General features: G+C 63.0%; 11 protein-coding genes, 2 tRNA genes and 1 pseudogene. 5 read left to right on the forward strand and 9 right to left on the reverse strand.

Features of this window, described 5'->3' with window-relative positions:
* Positions 1 to 209: 209 nt before the first annotated feature.
* Positions 210 to 962, forward strand: a complete 753-nt coding sequence (locus CKJ84_RS00140; protein ID WP_095545550.1) for a hypothetical protein — start codon at positions 210 to 212, stop codon at positions 960 to 962.
* Here CKJ84_RS00140 and CKJ84_RS00145 read toward each other — a convergent pair.
* From CKJ84_RS00145 to CKJ84_RS00155, 3 genes are all read right to left on the reverse strand, one after another.
* Positions 959 to 1,603 (reverse strand): DUF1707 domain-containing protein, encoded by a 645-nt coding sequence (locus CKJ84_RS00145; protein ID WP_095545551.1) that lies wholly within the window; start codon positions 1,601 to 1,603, stop codon positions 959 to 961. The genes CKJ84_RS00140 and CKJ84_RS00145 overlap by 4 nt on opposite strands.
* Before the next feature lie 103 nt (positions 1,604 to 1,706).
* Positions 1,707 to 2,747: an HNH endonuclease signature motif containing protein gene (locus CKJ84_RS00150; RefSeq protein WP_095545552.1), complete on the reverse strand. Its 1,041-nt coding sequence runs from the start codon at positions 2,745 to 2,747 to the stop codon at positions 1,707 to 1,709.
* A gap of 108 nt (positions 2,748 to 2,855) precedes the next feature.
* The gene (locus CKJ84_RS00155; RefSeq protein WP_095546354.1) at positions 2,856 to 3,422 is read right to left on the reverse strand and encodes a TetR/AcrR family transcriptional regulator; all 567 of its coding nucleotides are present in this window, start codon (positions 3,420 to 3,422) and stop codon (positions 2,856 to 2,858) included.
* A 108-nt stretch (positions 3,423 to 3,530) separates the two neighbouring features.
* On the opposite strand from CKJ84_RS00155, the gene CKJ84_RS00160 reads away from it, so the two are divergent.
* From CKJ84_RS00160 to CKJ84_RS00170, 3 genes are all read left to right on the forward strand, one after another.
* Complete coding sequence (locus CKJ84_RS00160) at positions 3,531 to 4,112, forward strand: hypothetical protein (RefSeq protein ID WP_095535518.1); 582 nt, start codon at positions 3,531 to 3,533, stop codon at positions 4,110 to 4,112.
* Entirely contained in the window at positions 4,109 to 6,202 is a 2,094-nt protein-coding gene (locus tag CKJ84_RS00165; protein WP_095545553.1) for a YhgE/Pip domain-containing protein, read from the forward strand. The genes CKJ84_RS00160 and CKJ84_RS00165 overlap by 4 nt, the downstream gene beginning before the upstream one ends.
* A gap of 76 nt (positions 6,203 to 6,278) precedes the next feature.
* Positions 6,279 to 6,761, forward strand: a complete 483-nt coding sequence (locus CKJ84_RS00170; protein WP_233125417.1) for a hypothetical protein — start codon at positions 6,279 to 6,281, stop codon at positions 6,759 to 6,761.
* Between the two features lie 321 nt (positions 6,762 to 7,082).
* On the opposite strand, the gene CKJ84_RS00175 is transcribed toward CKJ84_RS00170, so the two are convergent.
* Positions 7,083 to 8,309 carry an IS1249 family transposase gene (locus tag CKJ84_RS00175; RefSeq protein WP_095545554.1) on the reverse strand — a complete coding sequence of 409 codons (1,227 nt, stop codon included), beginning with the start codon at positions 8,307 to 8,309 and terminating at the stop codon, positions 7,083 to 7,085.
* A 209-nt stretch (positions 8,310 to 8,518) separates the two neighbouring features.
* On the opposite strand from CKJ84_RS00175, the pseudogene CKJ84_RS00180 reads away from it, so the two are divergent.
* Positions 8,519 to 9,868 (forward strand): annotated as a pseudogene (locus tag CKJ84_RS00180) (cutinase family protein); the annotation flags it as partial.
* A gap of 82 nt (positions 9,869 to 9,950) precedes the next feature.
* On the opposite strand, the gene CKJ84_RS12140 reads toward CKJ84_RS00180, so the two are convergent.
* The 5 genes from CKJ84_RS12140 to CKJ84_RS00205 all read right to left on the reverse strand — a co-directional run bounded on the left by CKJ84_RS12140 (position 9,951) and on the right by CKJ84_RS00205 (position 20,581).
* A complete protein-coding gene (locus CKJ84_RS12140; RefSeq protein ID WP_158221651.1) occupies positions 9,951 to 14,495 on the reverse strand; it encodes a hypothetical protein in 4,545 nt (1,514 codons plus the stop codon).
* 577 nt (positions 14,496 to 15,072) lie between these two features.
* Positions 15,073 to 19,536, reverse strand: coding sequence for a hypothetical protein (locus CKJ84_RS12145; RefSeq protein ID WP_158221652.1), 4,464 nt, complete (start codon positions 19,534 to 19,536; stop codon positions 15,073 to 15,075).
* A 406-nt stretch (positions 19,537 to 19,942) separates the two neighbouring features.
* Positions 19,943 to 20,015: transfer RNA gene (locus tag CKJ84_RS00195), tRNA-Ala, on the reverse strand.
* Positions 20,016 to 20,048: 33 nt separating this feature from the next.
* A tRNA-Ile gene (locus tag CKJ84_RS00200) sits at positions 20,049 to 20,122 on the reverse strand.
* Positions 20,123 to 20,236: 114 nt separating this feature from the next.
* Entirely contained in the window at positions 20,237 to 20,581 is a 345-nt protein-coding gene (locus CKJ84_RS00205; RefSeq protein WP_095278682.1) for a DUF3566 domain-containing protein, read from the reverse strand.
* Positions 20,582 to 20,584: the final 3 nt, after the last annotated feature.

Below are 20,584 nucleotides of genomic sequence, written 5' to 3' on the forward strand. Positions count from 1 at the left end.
AACGGTGTCCAAGAATCTAGGGGCCGGTTTTTCGGGGCACAACGAGGGGGCGCATCCGGGCAGGCCACGCGCGTTAAATTCGTGAATATTAATCGCAGAAATGAACAGCTTGGTATGTTTTTGCGTAACGCTTGGTCCGGGCGTGTGCGGCGGCGGTTTGGGTAGCCTTGGGGCGAACCGACCTCGACCCCCTACACAGAGGAGCGACAATGAACACGCAAATTTTCCAGGCCCTGCTCACCGGCATCTCCGACACCGTGAAGTACCTGCGCGGGCAGGACGAGAAGAAGAAGCGCGAGCTGTACGATTCGCTCGTTGACACGCTGAAGAACAACAACATCGACTCCCTGCACGACCTTGCGGACAAGGAGCAGCTCGAGGAGCTTTACGACGCCGCCCGTACCCAAGCCGGCGACGTCACCCGCGCCGCCCACACGCGCTTGGACCGCCGCCGCGCCGCCTTCAACGCCGCGCTGCCGGCCCGCGAGGAGCAGCGCAAGGCTTGGAAGGCCGAGGCGAAGCAGCACAAGAAGAAGGCCAAGGGCAACGGCGGCAAGATCGCGGCCGGCATCTTCGGCCTCGCGGCGCTCGCCGGCGCCGGCTGGGCGTGCTGGCAGTTCTGGCTCAAGGACAAGCTTAACGACGCCACCGAGCCCGCCCCCCAGCCGCGCACCAGCACCGGCGAAGCGAAGCTGGTCTACTCCACCACCACGGAGGACGACCTGCACGCCGAGGAGAGCACCGGCGTGTACTCCCCTGACACCGCCACCGACGCGCACGCGAAGGACTCCGCCGGCTCGACTGGCTCGACCGTGCTGACCACCAGCCTCGACGACACCCGCGACCACACCGAGGGCACCGGTGAGGGCCTGTCCACCCTGGACACTCTCGAGGACGACCAGCGCAAGGCCACCCGCGGCACCTCCACCCGCAAGAGCCGCCACGCGCTGCGCGAGGACTAAAGGCGCGGGTCGCCGCGCCTGACCACGTGGACGTCGACGCCGCCAAACAGGCTGAAGCAGCGCACCACGATCTCGGGCGCGGAATCCGGCAGGTCCGCCGGGTCGATCACGCCGGGCGCCAGTTGCATGTCGTGGCCGCCGAAGAGCCCGACCCCGTTGACGCGCACGCGGAAGCCCTCGGGCACGTACACGTCGACACCGCCGAAGACGCCGACCGCATTGATGGTGGTCACCGGCTGCGCCAACTGCGCACCGCGCAGGTCAATGTCTACGCCGCCGAAGACGCCCACCGCCGTGTGCGTGGCCGCGATGGCGTCGCCGCGGACTTTCGACCCGCCGAACACGCCGAGCGAGACGCTCCGACCGCGCTCGACCGCCTGCACCTGTGCGAGCGCAGCCTCAACAGGCGGGGCGAGCTCGGCGCCCGGGATCTGCGCCGGCTCGCGGTGGCCGAAGAGGCGGTTCTGGGGGTCATCGACAAGGTCGGCGATGAGGGCCACGAGGTTGTCGCGAGTCGTGGCCGCCTCGCACTTCGAGGAACGCTCCTCGAACTCGTTCACGTCAATCTGCCCCTGGCCAAGCGCAGCGGACAGGACCTCGGCCGTGCGGTTGCGGTCGTCGTGGTTACACCGAATGCTCATACCTTGATTCTAACGCCCGGCGCCGTCTTCTGCGGCCGTTTTCACAGGCAGGCATGCGTGTTGGCGCCAGGGGCACTGGCGCTGACTCGAAAGCGACGGCACGCTACCCATCATCCGGCGGGTCCGGGCTACGAAACGGCGCCCGCGCGGCGTGATCCACCCCAGTCGGTGTGACCCGACCCGACGGCGAGACCCACACAATCCGCCCATCCCGACGCTGCGTCCGCCCACGCGACGGCCGACCGGCCTGATAATTGTGATACCGACACAACCACCCCAAATTCCCCACCTCAGTCTCACCCCCATGCTGATGCTCCACCATATGATGCGCATCGCACTGTGACGCCGGCACATCACAATCCTTCCACGTACACGTAAGCGAATCCGCCAACATCATCTCCCGATGCTTCCGATGCGCAAACCGCGCATCATACGCATTGACCGGCCCATCAGCCGCCCCCACCAAAATGATCGCACCCAGTTCCTCGAGCTGCATCCGCACAAACTCCTCACCAGAACAAATCACCCCGTTGGCAAAATGCACCTCAACATCGTCGCCGGCACCCGAGATGATCTTCACGTAATCACCAAGATCCAAATTCGCAGTTACACGCACCGTGTAGTCCGCCTTCGGGCAATCATTGGCCAACCAACCAGCAACATCATCTTTCGCCGCATCGTAGACACCTTGCACCGCAAGGGCCGGCCCTGTCACACGAAGCGTTGCCATCCCATCCCCATGCTGGCGCACCCGCACCCCAGGCGTGCGCGCAGGCGCCGGCGACAACTCCCGCTTCAACTGCCCAGCAACACGGCGCACACACGCCAAATCACCACTGGTGGCACACAGCGTTTCAATAAACCGCCACCGGTTCGTCGCATCTGTAATCGAGCGCGACGCACGCGCAATATAGGCCAACGTATCCACCCGATGCCCGCACTCACGAGCACCTGCCACCGCACGGGCCTGGTAGCGCGAATGCGACGTCGGCGCGTACAACATGCGGGCGGCAACGACTAGCTGGGCGGCGCGGTCGGGGGCCACGCCGGCGTCGATAAGCGAATCTGCAGACACGCCAACGGCCGCGGCGACGTAGTCAACGCCGGCGCGGTCGTGGGCCACAAGGTCTGCAATCACATCCATACCCAGCACCATACGGGCCCGTGACCAGCGCAAACAAGCACTTGTGAGAAGACTCCCAAAACACCCACCGAAGGGAACCGCGGGCCCGTTCCCTGCGTCTAATACTGGTTAAGGGTTTTCCGCGCGCCAGGCAATGAGGAGGTTGCGCACGAGGCGCTCGCGCACGTCGGGAAACAGCGCCGTGAGGGTCGCGTCCATGGGGCGGGTGACCACGATGAGCTCGGAGGCGAGCTCGGTCGGCGTCTGGTCCGGCGCGATGAGGCCGTGGGGCGCGGCCTTGTCCAGCAGCACCTGCACGCGGGCGAAGAACTCGTCGCGGCGGCACTCCACGTCTGGCTCCACGCCGTCCGGCAGCTCGGACGCGAGCGCGCCGACGAGCATGCCCACCCCGTAATCCACGAGCCGCCACACGAAGCGCTCCCAGCTGCCTTCGGGGTCGTCGTCGAAGGCGGCGAGGGTGTCGTCGAGAAACCCGTCCAGGTCCTCGATGAAACGGAGCGCGCACGCCTGGCGCAGTTCCGCCCGCGACGGGAAGTGGCGGTATAGGGTGGCAATGCCGACGCCGGCGTCCTTCGCCACGCCCTCGAGCGTTACCGCGGAGTTGGGGCGGGTGCGGAACTGCTCGGTGGCGGCGGTGATGATTTGGTCGCGTTTCGCGCGCGCATCTGATCGCACCTGCATCTCCTTCCCGCGCGATACAGTTTCGTCTTGACATCGCGCTACATGCGGAGCACCATAGCAGGAGTCTTAAGTGATAGCCAACCCTCCACTTGGAGTTTTTCAATGACACAAATTCTCAGCGCAACCGACCTTGTGCTGCGCAAAGGCGACGACCCGGTGAGCGTCGACGCCAGCGAGGGCTTCAACTTTCTGCACGTCGGGCGCGAGTCAAGCGCCACGACGCTCGCGATGACCCTCGCCGGGCGCTACAAGCCGCACTCGGGCACGGTCGACGGCCCCGGCTTCAAAAAGACGGCGCTGGCCGGCGTGCACATGATCGATTCGCTCGACCGGCAGATCCCGCTGCGCGATTTGCTGCGCGAGCAGATCGCGTGGTCGCAGCCGTTTTTCAAGCCGACGCCGCGCCACCCGCTCGAGCACGACACCGTGGCTCGCTGGCTGGAGCCGCTGGGGCTCGAGGAGCTTGACAGCGATACGTCGGTAGGCGAGCTCAACGTGCTCGACCGCTTCCGCTTCCGCATTCTGCTCGCGCTGGTGTCGCGGCCGAACGCGGAGCTGCTCATCGTGGACGACGTGGACCAGATCCGCGACATGTCGCTGCGCGCGAAGCTGCTGGACAACCTGTACGCGGTCGCTGAGGAAGTCCCGGTGTTGGTGACGAGTGCGAACGAGGAGGACCGATGAGCGGACTGCACCTGGGATCGAATTTCCGCAAGTTTCTACACGGCAAGCTGCCGCCTCTGGCGCTGATTGCTATCACGCTGCTGCCGCTGCTGTTCGGCGGCCTGTTCGTGTGGAGTTATTGGGACCCGTTGGGCAACCTGAACAAGGTGCCGGTGGCGTTGGTGAACTCGGATGAGGGTGAGAATGGGCAGCAGGTCGTCGATAAGCTGCTCGAGGAAAAGCCCATGAACTTCCAGGTGGTTTCCGCCGACGAGGCCCGGCAGGGCATCGCGGACGGCACCTACTACCTGGGCATGGAGATCCCGACCGACTTCACCGAGGCCGTGACCAGCGTGAAGGAGGACAACCCGCACCAGGCGAAGATCAACGTCACGCTGAATGAGACGAACGGCTTCATTCCGACGATGCTGGGCGGGCAGGCCTCGCGAGTGATCACGGATACCGTGTCCAACACGGTCGGATCGAAGGTGGTGGACCAGCTCTTCGTCGGCTTCAACACCATCAACGACGGCATGGGCCAGGCCGCCGACGGCGCGGGCCAGCTCAACGAGGGCGCGAAGAAGGCCGGCGAGGGCGGGCAGAAGCTTGACGACGGCGCCACGAAGCTGGACAACGGCATGCAAGAGTTCAACTCGAAGCTGCAGCAGATGCCCAGCGCCGCGCACCAGCTTGACGACGGCGTGACGCGCCTCCAGGACGGCGCCCAGCAGCTCAACACCGGCATCGGCACGGCGGCGGACGGCGCGAACCAGCTCTCCGAAGGCATGCTGACCCTGCAGGGCGGCACCGACAAGCTGGGCGCGGGCGCGTCGCAGGTTGCGGGCGGCGTGGACAAGATCGCGGGCGTGGCCGGCCAGCTCGGCGCGGCGCAGGCGGCGTTCGCGGACATCGACGCATCCCTGAACCAGGTCATCGCTGACCTGGACGCCTCGCCGATCCCGGGCACGGAGCAGATTGCGGCGCAGGCTCGCCAGACGCAGGCGCAGCTGCACGGCGGCCCGCTCGCCACGGCGATGAACTCGGACCTGGTGAGCCAGCTGCAGCTGCTGCAGAGCGGCGCGCACCAGGTGGCCAACGAGCTGCAGGACCCGAACGCGCAGTACCGCGGCGGCGTGAACCGCGCCACCGACGCGGCTCAGCAGCTGGCGGCCGGCCTGGCCAAGCTGCAGGACGGCTCCGGCACGCTCGTCGCCGGCGTGGCGCAGCTGAAGGACGGCACGTCGCAGCTGGTCGTGGCGGCGAACACGGCGTCGGACGCGTCGTCCAAGCTGGCCGACGGCTCCAACCAGCTCGTCGTGGGCCTCGGCGCGCTGAACGACGGCCTGGTGCAGCTCGACGACGGCACCGGCGAGCTCAGCGTCAAACTCCACGACGCGCAGGAGCAGGCGCCGACGTGGGAGGGCGAGCGCCTGAACAAGGCGGTCGACTCCGCCTCCAACCCGGTCGTACTGAACCAGGCCGGCGACGAGCTGACGTTCTTTGGCAAGGGCCTCTCCCCGTTCTTCCTGTCGCTGTCCCTGTGGTTCGGCGGCCTGGTGCTGTACATGATCTTCGAGCCGATTTCGCGTCGCGCGATCGACTCGGGGGCGTCGCCAGTGCGCGTGGCGCTCAACACGCTGCTGCCGTCGTTCCTGGTCACCGGCGTGCAGTCGGTCTTCCTGTGGATCATGCAGGTGTGCATCCTGCGCGTCGAGCCGGCGCACGCGGGTGTGATGCTGGCGGTGCTGGTGGGCGTGTCGTGGGTGTTCGTTTCCTTCATCTACATGCTCAACTGCATCTTTGGTAAGTCGATCGGCCGCCTGCTCACCATGGCGCTCATGTCGCTGCAGCTGGTGGCGTCGAACGGCCTGTACCCGCCCGAGGTGCAGCCGAAGTTCATTCAGTGGGTGCACAGCTGGGACCCGATGCGCTACTCGGTGGACCTCATGCGCTACGCCCTGTTCGGCACCGACGGCGGCGATCCTCGCATGATCCGCGCGACACTGGTGCTGTTGGGCATCGCGGTAGGCTCGTGGGTGGTCGCCTGCCTGGGCCTGACCAGGCTGCGCCAGATCCCAGAGCGCGATCTGCACCCCGAGCTTTCGGTCTAAGACCGCGAGCCTTTGCCGGGGGCGGATTGTTGACGTATCATCTTGATGGACGACATCCCCCACGGAAGGACACATCATGTTCAACCCGCTCAACCTGCTCCCCGCTAACCCGAAGGCCGCCAAGGCCGCCAAGGCACAGAAGGCTGCGAAGTCAAAGACCCGCCTCGCCTCCGGCGCGCTGCGCGTGCCCACCGGCCTGTATATCCTGAACTCCGGCATCGGCAAGATTGGTGCCGACGAGGGCACCGCCGAGTTCCTCCACGGCATGGCCGTCACCGGCATCCCGGCGCTGAAGGACATGGACAAGGAAACCTTTGCCAAGTTCGTCGCCTACTCCGAGACCGGCATCGGCGCCGCGCTGCTCGCCCCGTTCGTGCCCAACCGCCTCGCGGGTGCCGCGCTCGCGACGTTCGGCGCGGGCCTGCTCACCATGTACTTCGGCAACGACGCGATGACCGAGGACGACGGTATCCGCCCGTCCCAGGAGGGCCTGCCGCTGTCGAAGGACTCCTGGCTCGTAGCCATCGGCGCCGCGCTCATGGCTCTGCCGCGCAAGTAGACGCGCAGGCGTGCAGCGCGGTACTAATATGTTTCGCGTGAAACGTGTTCCCGCCCTCGTCGCCCTGCTTGCGCTCGCCGCTGCGGCTACCCCTGTTGCTACAGCGCAGCCGCTGCGGCCGTTCGCGCCGAGCTGTACCCCGATCCACGTCGTGCAAGCGGCGGGCTCGGGGTTTTCGCATTCCTGGGACCCGTCAGCCCGCGACACGCTTTTCGGGTTAAGCGACAAAATGTGTGCTTTTCTCGGCGTGTCGACTTAAGCGACAAAATGTGTGCTTTTTTGGGGGTGGGATGGGTGGTTTTTGGGTGTGTTGTGCTGGGGTTATGTTCGTCCTGCCCAGCCGTGTCGGATGGCCCAGGAGGGGTTGAAGTCGGTGTCGATGCCGGTGTCGTAGACTTTCGGCCGGCCGTCGGGTGAGTTGGCTTGGTCGCGTTGGCGCATGTGTGCCTGGCGGGCGCGTGCGTAGCCGACGTGGCCGAAGTTTTGCTCGATTGCTAGTGCCAGCGGGTCATCGTGGTGCTGGGTGTGCAGGTAGAGCCACCAGTCCATGATGATTCGTTGGTGTTCGTCAAATGTGCCGCGGTGGGCTCGGGCAAGGTGTTTAAGTTGTGCGTTGACCCCACCTTCCAGGCTGTTTGTGGTGGTTTTCAGTCCGGTTGCGGTGTCGTTTGGTGGGGTGAGCCAGACGAAGAGGTGGCCTTGTTGGTAGAGGCGTTCGAATCGGCGGTAGGCTCTGCGGGCTCTGGGGTGGGTGTACCACCATTGCTGGTTGTCGCGAACGTGTTTTGGGATCTCTTTGTCGCTGACTTGGTCGCGGTAGGTGCGGTCTTTGAGCCAATCGCCGTAGAGGTCATGGAAACGGTTGAGGCGAAGTGCCCAGTCAATTGCCTGTTCACGGGTGGTGATGTGGGTCAGTTGGTTGCCGAGGCGAAGGAGTGCTTTGTGGGCGGTCAGTGTTGGTTGGCGTGTGGTGTCTTTGATGGTGTCGCGTCGCACGTGGACGAGGCAGCGTTGGATAGAGGCGTTTGGCCAGCATTGTTTGATGGCTTTGTGCGCGCCACCGGAGCCGTCTGTGGTGACGACGAGGGGTTCGGCGATCAGGTCGAAGAGTTTGGCGTAGTCATAGGCGGTTTCTCGTGTGCACCAGTGCCAGGCGACGACGTGATCGCTGGTTGCGGCGACAAGCAGGCATTTTTTGTGGAAGTAGGTGCCGTCTATAAAAAGTTGGTCGTAGACGCGGTACGGGTCTGGTTTGCACGGGACGATGATGAACCAGAAGTAGGTAAACCAGCGGATAAGTGTGCGCCTGGAGACGTTGTGGGCTGCAGCGACAGCATCGAGGGGGCGCTGGCCGGTAATCCAGTCGATGAAGATGGCAAACCGGTATGCGTTGGTCTTTGCCGCGTTGGGGTTGGTGAAGGTGTGTCGGCAGTGTGTGCAGCGCCATCGCTGTGTTCCGCTGGAGGTGGTGCCCATTTTTATGGTGGTGTGCTGGCATGCCGGGCACAGGGGTCTGTTGTGTTTTCTCTTTCTGTGTTGAGTTGGCATGCAGGCTGGTTTAACAGCCAGTGCCAGTAGCACATCTCATGGCTGGAGTGGTGGACCTTCATGTTGCAAGCCAGGAATCCCGATTCGACGAGCACTTTCCCGCCGTAGCCGGAGGTAAGACCGGGAATCTATAGCTCAAAAAGCACACATTTTGTCGCTTAACCCCGCTTTTCGACGACAACTCCTCCCCCGCCGCCGACCTCACCGAACACTTCGGCGCGCGCACGGTGCGCAGCTACCAGGTCCGCTACCCCGCCTCGTTGGGCCGCTTGAGCGCGCTCGGCAGCGCCAGCGGCGGCATCGAGGGCACGGAGGCGGCGACCTACGGCGAGTCCGTCACGCAAGGAACGGACGACGCGGTGCGCGAGATGGAGACCGTGGCGAGCGCGTGCCCGCAGACCCGTTTCATCATGGTGGGCTACTCGCAGGGCGCCCACCTGATCGGCGACGCGGCGGCGCGGGCGGCGCACGGCCAGGTGCGCGGGGTGGGCCCGGAGCAGATTGCCGGGGTGGTGTTGTTTGCGGATCCGGGGCGGGCGAGCGTCGATAGGCAACGGGCACTGCCGCCCGCCAAGCTGTACGCGCCCGCGCCGAAGGGGGTGCTGGCGCGCGGCGGCGAGCTGATCAACGGTGGCGGGTCCGGGGTGATTCCGGAGCGCGTGGGCCTGGCCGGCGAGCGCGCGCTGAGCTTCGCCGGCCTGGAGGGCAAGGTGCTCTCGCTGTGCAACCCCGCCGATATGGCGTGCTCGACGGACCCGGATTCCGCGCTGCGCGACCTGGCGGATGTGGCGATGCGCGAGGAGGCCGTGGGCCCGCCCAACGCGGCGACGGGCGCGCACGTGCTGGAGTTTTCCCGCCGCATGGACGCGGGCGTGCCGGTGCAGCAGGCGGTGCGCGAGTCTGGGCTATCGCTTCTCGACGCCCCCGCCGCCGCCCTCATCCTCGGAGAGATCGCACTCTTCGCCCAGGCGGCCGATGGCGCCACCCGGTCGGAGCAGGCGGCCACCCCGCCCGAGCAGCTCGTGGCGGTGACGCTGCTGTCGGCGCTGCCGAACCTGGCGAAGGAGGGCGTGACCTGGACGTACCTGCTGCCGGCGCTCGAGGGGCTGCGCGGCGCGGTCGCGGCAGCTTCGGGTGACGGTGCTGCGGACGAGGAGGCTGGTGGGGGTGCGACGGCGTGGTTCGACGTGGCGCTAGAAACGATGCGGGCGACGCAAGCCACGGAGCGGTTCTACCTGCAGCTCGCCCGTGCCGGGGTCGTGCCGCGCGTGCCGACGCCGACGGAGCGCAGACAAGTCGCGACCCATGGTGCGGTAACGCAACTGATGGACCAGGTGGCAAGCGCCGCCGGTCTGCAGGCGGCGAGGCGCAATCCCGTCAACGCGAACCTTCTGGCGTCGGCAAGCCAGGCCGGCGACTTCGGGCCGCGCCACATGTCGTACTACAAGCTCGGGTACACCGATAGCGCGGGCGGGTTCAACGTGGACGGGCAGACCGGGTACGACTACGCCGTCGACTGGCTCGATGACGTAGTCCGCGGCGTGCTGCGGGAGCAGTAGCCGGCATACGAAAAACCGCCCGTGCGGGCCGTGGACCCCTCAGCGGAGCCCAACCAACACGGGCGGTTATCGGTGCTACAAACTACTTCTCAGCAGCCGCAGCATCCTCAGACTTCGGAGCCTCAGACTCCTCCGACTTCACAGACTCGGACTCCTCGGACTTCGGAGCCTCAGCCGGCTTCCCAGAGGAACCATAACGCAGAGTGTCATTATCCGTCGCCTCACCCAACTGGTACGACGACGTCGACTCCTCCTGACCACAAGCACGCAACACCGCATCACCAATCAACAAACCAGCAGTAATCACGCCAAGCGCACCAGCAGCCACACCAATCATCTGCGAATTCTCAACCGAGAACGCACCCTGCACACCAGCAGCACGCGACGCACGATCACGATCATAAATACCCAGACCCTGCTGAATACGATCATTCGCATCCTGGATCGCCGCATTCAACTGACCACGCAGACCCTCAAGACCCGGAATGTTCACCTGAGACAGCACACCCAACGGAATCAGCAGCAACAACGGCGAAGCCAAACCAACCAACGAAGCAATACACTTCGGATCAGACGACCCAACATTCACATCACCCTTGCCGTTGCCACCGTTGGCACCTGCGTCGGCGTCAACGTTGACCTGGACGTCGACCTCCATGGGCTTCTTGCCCTGGACGCCGCCAGCCAGCGGAATGAAGATGACCTTGTTGTTGCCGTTCGGGTTCTTCGGGGTCAGGACGACGTTGCCGTCCTTATCCGTCTCCTGATCGACCAGCTCGGCACCCTCGAGGACAGCGATGGAGCCGTCCTCCTTCTCGAACTTGATGGTGACCTTGCCGGTCTTCTCATCGCGATCGATCTTGACGCCGAGGTCCTTGTTCTCGCCCAGGATGGCGCCGTTTTCAACCTTGGAGCCGGACGGGACGATCAGAGAGCTGATCTTGCGGACGACGTTGCCGTCCTTGTCGTACTCCTCGGTGACGACGGTCTTGCCCTCGGTGCCGGACTTCGGGGTCACGGAGAAGGTGCCGTCGTTGTTCGACTTCGCATCCACGAACTCGGTGCCCGAGACGACCTTGAAGGAGTTGCCCTTGGTCATCGGCTTATCGGTCTTGGTGGAGCCCATGACGATGTAGTCGCGGACCTCGCGGCTGCCGGTGGACTTACCCTCGACGATCTTGAGGTTGTAGGTGTTGATGACGTTGCCGTCAGCGTCCCACTCCTCGATCGTGGCGGTCTTGCCCGCAGCGCTTGCCTTCGGCTTGGCGATCCACTGGTTGCCGTCGTTGGTCGGGTTCTCGAAGTAGTCCTCGCCGTCGATGACGACGAACTTGTTGGACTTCTCAACCAGGGTTGCGCGGAACTCCGAGTTGGTGGAGATCTGGTAGTTGTAGACGCGCGCGCCCTCAGCCTCACCGATGTTGAGCTTGTAAGTGGCGTAGACGCCACGCTTGTCGCTCACGGTGATGGTGACGACACCGGTCTTGCCGGCGCGGCCGGTGACAACGAACTGGCCGTTCTCTTCCTTCACGCGGACGAGGTCGTTGCCGTCGACATCGTTGCCCTCGGCGTCCTTGGCGGAGACGATCTTGTAGGTGTCGCCCTCGTCCTTGCTGATACGCGCCGTACCGGTCCAGGTCATGTTCTTCTCGGTGACCTCGCCCTTGTTGGCACCACGGCCCGGGGTGATGTGCAGCGTGTAGCGCTCGAAGACGTACCCGTCGTCGGTCTTGTTCTCGATGACGACGTCGCCGTTCGCGTCACCCTTCGGGGTGATCTTGATCTTGGACTCGCCGGCGGTCGGAACGGACTCGAGCAGGTCCTCACCCTCGACGACGCTGAGCTTGGTGCCCTGCAGGTCGATCTCGTTCTCAGAGGTGATGGTGTACTCAGCCTCACGCGGCTGGTACGGCTTCACGGTGTAGGTGTACTCAACGAGCGGAATAGCGTTTTCATCGACCTGGTCCTCGCCGTAATCGAGGAACTCGGTGACCTTAAACTTGCCGTCTGCGCCCGGCTTGAAGTGGAGCTCCAGATCCTCTTCCAGCTTCTTGCCGTCGTAGTCCTCCGAGTTCTGAAGGAGGTCGCTCAGCGAGCTGCCGTCAAGCGCTTCGACCTTGAACCAGTGGCCGCTATCCTGCGCGCCAAGGTGGAAGTTCGCAGTTGCGCGGTCAACGATCTCTCGCTCGCGAGTTGCAGGCTCCGTCGGAACCTCGAACGACTGCGGCTTGATGTTAATCGTGACGACGGCCACGAGCTGGCCGTTCGCGTCCTTGACGTGCACAACAGCCTTGCCACCCTTGGTACGCAGATCATCGTTGTCCTGCTTCGGGGTGACGGTCCAGGTCTTGTCGGTCTCGGTGAGATCGACGAGATCCTGGCCTTCAACGACCTTGGCCTCGTAACCGTCCTTGCGCTGAACGTCGACGTTGCCGTCGAAGTTGATGTCGTGCTCGATGACCTTCGGGCCACCGTTCGGGTCCGGGACGACCTTGAAGTCGAAGTTGTACTCGATGCCCTCTTCGTCGGTGAAGACAACGTGCGCCTCGCCCTCGGTGACGCCGTCCTTCGGAACGATCTTCCAGACCTTGTCGCCGTTGACCTCGGCCTCTTCGACAGTAATGACGTCCTTGCCCTCGGTGATCTCTGCCTTGCCGCCGCGGTGCTCGACGAAGCCCACGGAGGTGTTCAGGATCTCGCGGGAGACGTTGTACTGCGACTCCTTGTTCTCGATCGTGATCACGTTCTCGCGGGTATTGCCCTGCTTGTCGGTGATCTCGACGATGACCTCGCCCTTGGTCACACCGTCCTTCGGGGTGACCTTGAGGTGGCCCTGACCGTCGTCCTTCACGACCGCAATGTCGCCGCCCTTGACGGTTTTGTGCGTCTCGCCCTCGTCGATGTTGATGAGCTTGAAGCGATCGCCGTTGCCACCGGTGTTGATGTTGTAGAAGAAGTTGTTCACCTTGACGTGGGTGGACTCATCTACGTTGACGGTGTTGTTGATGGTCAGGCGGTAGACGTGCTCGTTGCCGTCGGAGTCGGTCACGACGATGGTGACCTTGCCCTCGCCCTTGAAGCCCGGGCGCGGCGTGACAACGAGCTTGCCGTCCTCGTTACGCTCGACGATGACGTACTCGGAGCCCTCGGTGACCTCGAAGGTCCAGGAATCCTTAATGCGCTTGTCCAGGTCGATGACCTTGGACTGCTCTTCCTTGGTGAAGCCAGCGAACTGGTAGTACTCGTAGACCTCGCGGACCTTCTCGTACACCTTCTCGGTGTAGTAGTGGTCGTTCTGGCTGATGGTCTTGGTAACGGTGGTCGGCTCGCCGGTGACGGTGGTGACGACCTCGCCGGTACGGCCCGGGACCGTGGTCTTCACGGTGGAGACCGGAGTAACCACGGAGGTCTTGGTGACCGGCTGTGCCGGGACCGTCTTGGTGACGGTCTCCTCGGTGATGGTCTGGGTCTCGGTGGCGACCGTGGACGGGATCGTCTCGGTGACGATCTCCGGCTCCGGCGTCTTCTTCACGGTCTTGGTGACCGGGGTGCCGTTCTCGGTGGTCGTGACAACCTCGGTCTCGACCGGCTTGGTGTTGGTCACGGTGGTGACGCGCTCCGGGCGAGTGGTGGTCACCGTGGAGGTGATCGGCTCGCGGCTGCGACGCTCGGTGGTCACGGTTGCGGGAGCGGTCTCGGTCACCGTAGTGGTGTACGGGTTGCCGCCCGGGACGGTCGTGGTGGCCTCGTGATCCGGCTCGTTCACCGTGGTGGTGACGGTCGAGCGCGGGGTCGTGGTCTCCTCGACCTCGGTCTCGAAGTTGTAGTCCGGCTTGTCCGGGTAGATGTCAAGACCCGGCTGGTGAATCGTGATGATTCGCTGGAAGGTCTTGGACGCCTTCGGGTCCAGGTTCAGGTTGTAGTTCTTGGGAACCAGCACCGTGACGAACTCGCCCGGCTTGACAGTCTGCTTGATCTGCGCCAGCTTTTTCTCGTCCGGACTGAGGACGTAGTTGGCCTCGTGGTTGGGGTTTCCAGCCGGAAGGTTCTGGTGCACGATGCTGAAACCGGTAAGGCTGTAGAACAGCGTGGAATCCTGCTGCTGGATGTTGCCGCGAACGTTGTTGAGCACGCCGAGGTTGTTGGCCAGGAGTGCCTGCAGGAAGGTGTTCTTCTTCTCCAGCATGGGCAGCACCGAGGTATCGCCGTTCATGTACTTGTCGTAGTCCGCGAGCATGGACTTGGTCAGGTTAATCGCGGCGATACGGACGTTCTCGTCGATGGCCATGCCATCTCCGACGCGGCCGGAGGTACCGGTGAGCTTACGTACGTCGTAGCCGCCGACCTCGTTGTTCCACGGGTTGTTAATACCCCAGTCGATGCACCAGCCCGGGCCATACTCAGTAGGCAGGGTCTGGGTGCTGTTGTCGTACCCAGTGTGGATCTGGGCGAGGTTCTTCTGCTCGGCGATCAGCTCCTGCAGCTGCGCCTCGTCCATCTTCTGGTATGCGTCAACGACCAGCTGGTCTGCAGACGCGTTGGTAGCAATGACGGCAGTGGTACCGGTGGCGAGGACACCGGAGATAAGCGCGGCCATGACGCGCTTCTTAAGATGTGCGTTTTGCAACGGCTCAATCCTTAAAAACTTGACGGAGATATTCGAAGCAGCCTGGAGATCTCCTGAACACGGATCTTCACACTGACAGACTTTCATTCAATCACAACAATTTCGTGGAAAGTAGTCCACTATCACCACAGACACCGCGAAAACCCCACCACAACACGCACAGCCACACCCAAGCCAACGCAGAAACGCGTTGACCTCGACATTTACAACCTGACAAAACCCCAAAAAAGTTTGCGTGATATACACCACATTTCCGCCCCACCCCCGCCGATAGGCGCAAACCCCACCCAAAAACTTAAAATCAGCACAGAAAGCGGCCACATACGGGCCGCGTCAGGAGGGGCTCGGGACCGCATTGAGGCCTCGTGTCCGCTCCCCTTTTTCTCGTAAAAGTAAAAAGGGGCTCCGGGGTGGTTCGGAACGGCCTCCGCGCCACCCTGGCCCCTTCACTTAACGATACTACGCGAGTTGTGCACCGTCGACATCTTGAAGCGCAGTGCCATGACAGAACCGCCCGTGCGGGCCGTGGACCCCTCAGCGGGGCCCAACCAACACGGGCGGTTGCCGGAGCTACAAACTACTTCTCAGCAGCCTCAGCATCCTCCGGCTTCGCAGCCTCCTCCGACTTCACAGACTCAGCCGGCTTACCAGACGAACCATAACGCAGAGTGTCATTATCCGTCGCCTCACCCAACTGGTACGAAGACGTCGACTCCTCCTGACCACAAGCACGCAGAACCGCATCACCAATCAACAGACCAGCAGTAATCACGCCCAGCGCACCAGCAGCCACACCAATCATCTGCGAATTCTCAACCGAGAACGCACCCTGCAAACCAGCAGCACGCTGCGCACGATCACGATCATAAATACCCAGACCCTGCTGAATACGATCATTCGCATCCTGGATCGCCGCATTCAACTGACCACGCACACCCTCAAGACCCGGGATGTTCACCTGAGACAGCACACCCAACGGAATCAGCAGCAACAACGGCGAAGCCAGGCCAACCAACGAAGCAATACACTTCGGATCAGACGACCCAACATTCACATCACCCTGACCAGCGCCAGCATTGGCGTTGCCCTGGGCATCGACGTTGACGTTGATCTTGATGGTGCCGCCCTCATCTACAACGCCGTTGCCCACCGGGGTCACGTGGATCTCAGTGGTGCCGCCCGGGATAGCGCCCTGCTCGATGGTGTGGGTGCCATCGCCGTTGTCCTTGATCTTGTCCGGGTCGATCTGGGTGCACTTGCCACCCTTGTCGCAGCCCTCAACGATGAAGTCGCCTTTGCCCTCGACAACGATGGTGATGGAACCATCGGAGCCGCGGCCGGTCTTCTCGTTCCAGGTGATCTCCGGAGCCGGGATGGAGGAACCGCCGGAGGTCTCCGGGATCTCGGCCTCGATGATGCGGACCGGGTTGCCGTTGCTGTCGCGCTCCTCAATGAGCACGGTGCCCGACTTGTTCGGCAGGGCCTTGATGTTGATGTTGCCCGCCTTGTCCGGCTCCGGGTTCTCAATCAGGTCGTAGCCGCGAACCACAGTGAAGGTGTTGCCCTTGCCCGGGTTCACCTTGGTCTCAATGTCACGGTCCAGGACACGGCGCTCCTCGCGGAAGGAGAGCTCGCTGCCCTGGCCGGTGATCTCGATGTTGTGGCGGTTGACAATCTCACCCTTCTTGTTGGTCTCTACGACAACCACGTGGTTGCCGGAGGTGCCTTCCTTCGGGGTGAGGACCCACTGGCCGTCCTTCTCGGTGATGTCAACGAACTCTTCGCCCTTGATCACCTTGTAGGTGTTCTCGTTGCGGATGGTCACGGTGAAGTGACCCAGCTCGGAGACCTTGAAGGAGCTCTCGCCGTTAGAGCCGTTGCCGGCACCATTACCGGAGACCGGGGTGATGTCCAGGACGTAGCGTTCCTTGGCGCCGTTCGGCTTGGTGAACTCGACGACGGCCTTGCCCTCGGCGCCCTCGACCGGGTTGACGGTGATCTGGTCGCCGTTCTCGGTGACCTTGATCAGGTCCTTGCCTTCAACAACCTCGTAGGTGGAGCCCTCCGGCGCGGTGAGCTTCAGCTCGGAGCGGTCGGTGATCTCGTAGTTGTACTCGCGCGGAGCAACCGGGGAGACGTTGAGAATCCAGCGCTGGATCGGCAGGTCGCGGGAGTTGCGCAGCTCGATGACAACCTGGCCCTCAGCGTCCGGCTTGAAGTCGGTCGTGTACTGGCCGTCCTTGTCGTTGGGCAGGGTGTTGAGCAGGTTCTCGCCGGAGACCACGACCAGGCGCTGCAGGTCGGAATCACGGGTGATGTTGATCTGGGAAGTCGCCTTGACGTCCTGCTTACGCTCCTTGACCTCGCTCGGCGTCACCGTGATGGTGTAGCGGACCACGACCTCGTCGCCGAGGCGCTCCTCAACCACGACGGTGCCCTCGAAGCCCGGCTTCGGCATGACACGGGTGATCTCCTTGCCGTCCTTCTCCACCACCGCGGTGGTGACGTTGTCAGCACCCTCCGCGACCACAATCTCGTGGTCCTCGGCACCCTTGGTGATCTCTACGGTCTGGCGGTCCTTGATCTCACGCTCGACCTCCTGGGTCTCCACCTTGGTGCGGTCGCCCGCGATGATGGTGTAGACGCCAACCAGGATGCGCTGGCCGTCGACAATCTCGTAGAGGTTGGCAACGATGACGCCCTCGCCGGAGGCCTGGATCTTGTTGGTGTCGCCGGTCAGCTTGACGGTGTCGCCCTCGACGGCCTTGCCGTTGACGGTGGCTATGTCCTGGCCCTGCTTGAACTCCAGCTCGTACTCGCCGTCGGCGGTGTTGAGCTCAGCAGCCTCGTCGGTGTTCGGCTTAATGTTTGCGGTCTCGACGTCGACGAGCACGTTGGTGCCCTGGCGGACGTCCAGGGTGAACTGGTAGTCGTCGCCCTTCTCGTCCTTGGCGGTGATGACCACCTTGCCGGTCTTGTCGGCCTTCGGGGTCAGGACCCAGTTGCCGTCCTTGTCCTTCTCCAGGGAGTCGACGATGTCTTCGCCCTCGACAACCTTCGGCTCGCCGGCAATGTTGTCCAGCTCGAGGACGTAGTTGTTGGAGTTACCAATCACGCGGTGCTGGTCGTACTTGCTGTCCGCAGCGATGTTGATGATGTAGTTGTTCTCGTTGCGCGGAGCCTCGCCCGGCTCGTGAACCGAGATCTTGGCGGTAGCGCTGAGGACACCATCGTTGGGCTTGACGGTGATCTTGCCGTCCTTCTCGCTGGTGGTGATGTAGTTACCACCCTCAGTGATCTCCCACTCCCAGCCCTGCGGGACCGGGATGGTCTGGGTGTGGCCGGCGATGGAGACGTTGAAGTAGTGGTTGTTCACCACAACGTCGGTGGTCTCGATCTTCTTCTCGGCCTTGTTGATCACATGGATGGTGTACTCGTGGCGGTTGCCCTCACCATCGACGACGACGATGCGCACATCGCCCTCGCCCTCCTTGACCGGGGTGATGTCCAGGCTCTTGCCGTCCTTGGACTTGGTCACCTTGACCAGGCCGTTGGAGTCGTCGACAAAGTCGATCTTCCAGTTGGTCAGCTTCTCCACCGGGATGACGCGGGTGTCCTTCTTCTGGGAGAAGTTGAAAGCGTACTTGTAGGAGCGGAAGAAGCGCTCGACCTCGATGGTCTTCTCGCTCGTCTGGTGCGTCTCGTTCTTCACCGTCGTGGTTGCGGTAACGGTGGACGGCTCGGCGGTGACGGTCTTGGTGGAGGTCGTCGCCGGGCGGGTCTGCGTCTCGGTGACGTACTTCGGCTCAGCCGTGACGGTTGCAACCTCGGTCTTCGCGTCGCCGGTTGCCGTTGCGGTGGCGGTGGCCTTCTCGGTCACGGTCTTCACCACCGGGGTGCCTTTGCGCACGGTGACGGTGCGCTGCGGCAGCGTGGTGGTCTCGGTGACGGTCTCGGTGTCCTCGCGCTCAACCTCGGTCACCGTGGTCCGCGGGGTGACGTTTTCGGTCTCGGTGCGGGTCGGCTCGACCGTCTTGGTCACCTCAGCCTGCGGCTGCTCCCACTCGGTGACGGTGGAGGTCGGGGTGACGGTCTTGCGTGCGGTCTCGGTGACCGGCTGCTCAGTAACCGTCTTGGTGTAGGTGTTGCCCGGGACGGTCTCGGTCTTGGTCACAACCTCAGGGGTCTCGGTAACGGTGGTGGTCTTCACCGTCACGTTCGGGCCCTTCGGGTTCGGGTCGTAGCCAACCAGGCCCGGCTGACCGATGGTGATGAGGCGCTGGGTCGTGCCTTCCTTACCAAGCTCGTCGCTGATGTTGTAGTCGCGCGGGACCAGAACGGTGACGTACTCGCCGTCCTGGACATTGCTGGTCGCTTCCTGGAAGGAGGCGCTCTTGCGCAGGACGTACTGGGACTGGCCGGAAACAGAGCCGCTCTGCTTGCGCACCTCAAAGCCGGTCCACTGTGCGAACTCCTCCTTGGTGATCTTGGGGAAGCCGCCGGTGGTCTCCTTGTAGTCACCGTAGATGTAGCCGCGCTGCAGGTTCAGCGTCTCCTTGTGGTTGGACAGGAGCGCCTGCAGGGCGAAGTTCAGCTTCGCAGCCTGCTCCATGTCGCCCTTGTTAAACGCGTCAAGCATGCGCTTGGTGCCGGCGATGGCGGCGCGCTCAATATCCGGGTTGATCTCCAGGTTGCCGCCCTGCTCACCGTTGTAGCCGTACAGGCCGGAAACGCCGTCGAGCTTGCGCACCACGTAGGGCGAATCCTGCTGCGGAGCGGGCTGCGCAAAGTCGATGCACCAGCCGGGGCCGAAGTTGTTGGCGTACATCAGGTGCGCCTGATTAAACGCACCCTGCTGGTAGCGGATGTTGGAGTTGAACTGCACAGCTGCCTGCTGCTCATCTGCAGGAAGCTGGGAATACTTGCTCGTAACAGCAATGTCTGCGTGCGCGGACGGGGTAGCAACGACAGTTCCACCAGCGACGACGGCGGTGGAGATAAGCGCGGCCATGACGCGCTTCTTAAGATGTGCGTTTTGCAACGGCTCAATCCTTAAAAACTTGACGGAGATATTCGAAGCAGCCTGGAGATCTCCTGAACACGGATCTTCACACTGACAGACTTTCATTCAATCACAACAATTTCGTGGAAAGTAGTCCACTATCACCACAGACACCGCGAAAACCCCACCACAACACGCACAGCCACACCCAAGCCAACGCAGAAACGCGTTGACCTCGACATTTACAACCTGACAATACCCCAAAAAAGTTTGCGTGATATACACCACATTTCCGCCCCACCCCCGCCGATAGGCGCAAACCCCACCCAAAAACTTAAAATCAGCACAGAAAGCCGCCGAAACGCCCGCGGTTCCGGTCCCGGAAGGAAGCAGGGTTGGAGGAAACAGAAAACCCTGCACCGCGCACGGTACAGGGTTTGTCCTGTGGAGCATAGGAGAATCGAACTCCTGACATCCTGCTTGCAAAGCAGGTGCTCTACCAACTGAGCTAATGCCCCATTGCCGAGACTCTATATATTATAGCGTCCCAGTGGGCCTAGCAGGAATCGAACCTGCGACCTCATCGTTATCAGCGATGCGCTCTAACCGACTGAGCTATAGGCCCTGGCAACGGATAAGAATATTACGCACCGTCGCCATAACCACCAAATCGACTGGTGGGGGCGGGTTTTTGGGGCGGTTACGTGGCGTCGATAAGCACCCCAAAGCCCCGCCGAACCTACCGAGCGCGGTTGGACATGGTGTAGGTGACGCCGCCAACCAGATCCGCGATGCTGTTGTAGATCACCACGGTCAGCGGCGCCATGATCGCGGTGAACACCACGCCGATCAGGCCCAGCAGGCCCGCGGCGGAGAGCACGATGGTCATGTCGATGGCCTGGTCGCCGCCGACGCCGCCGATCAGCGAGTTCACCGACTCGATCACGCCAGCCTGCTCGAGGCCGAAGTAGACGATCGTGATGCCCAGCATCCACGCGACGAACCCGATCAGCGCCAGGATCGTCGCCACCTTGAACACGGAACCCGCGCCGACGTTGCGGATGGTTACCTTGCGTGCGGCCATCGC

The sequence above is a fragment of the Corynebacterium sp. NML 120412 genome (assembly GCF_002285155.1).
Taxonomy (GTDB): Bacteria; Actinomycetota; Actinomycetes; order Mycobacteriales; family Mycobacteriaceae; genus Corynebacterium; species Corynebacterium gottingense.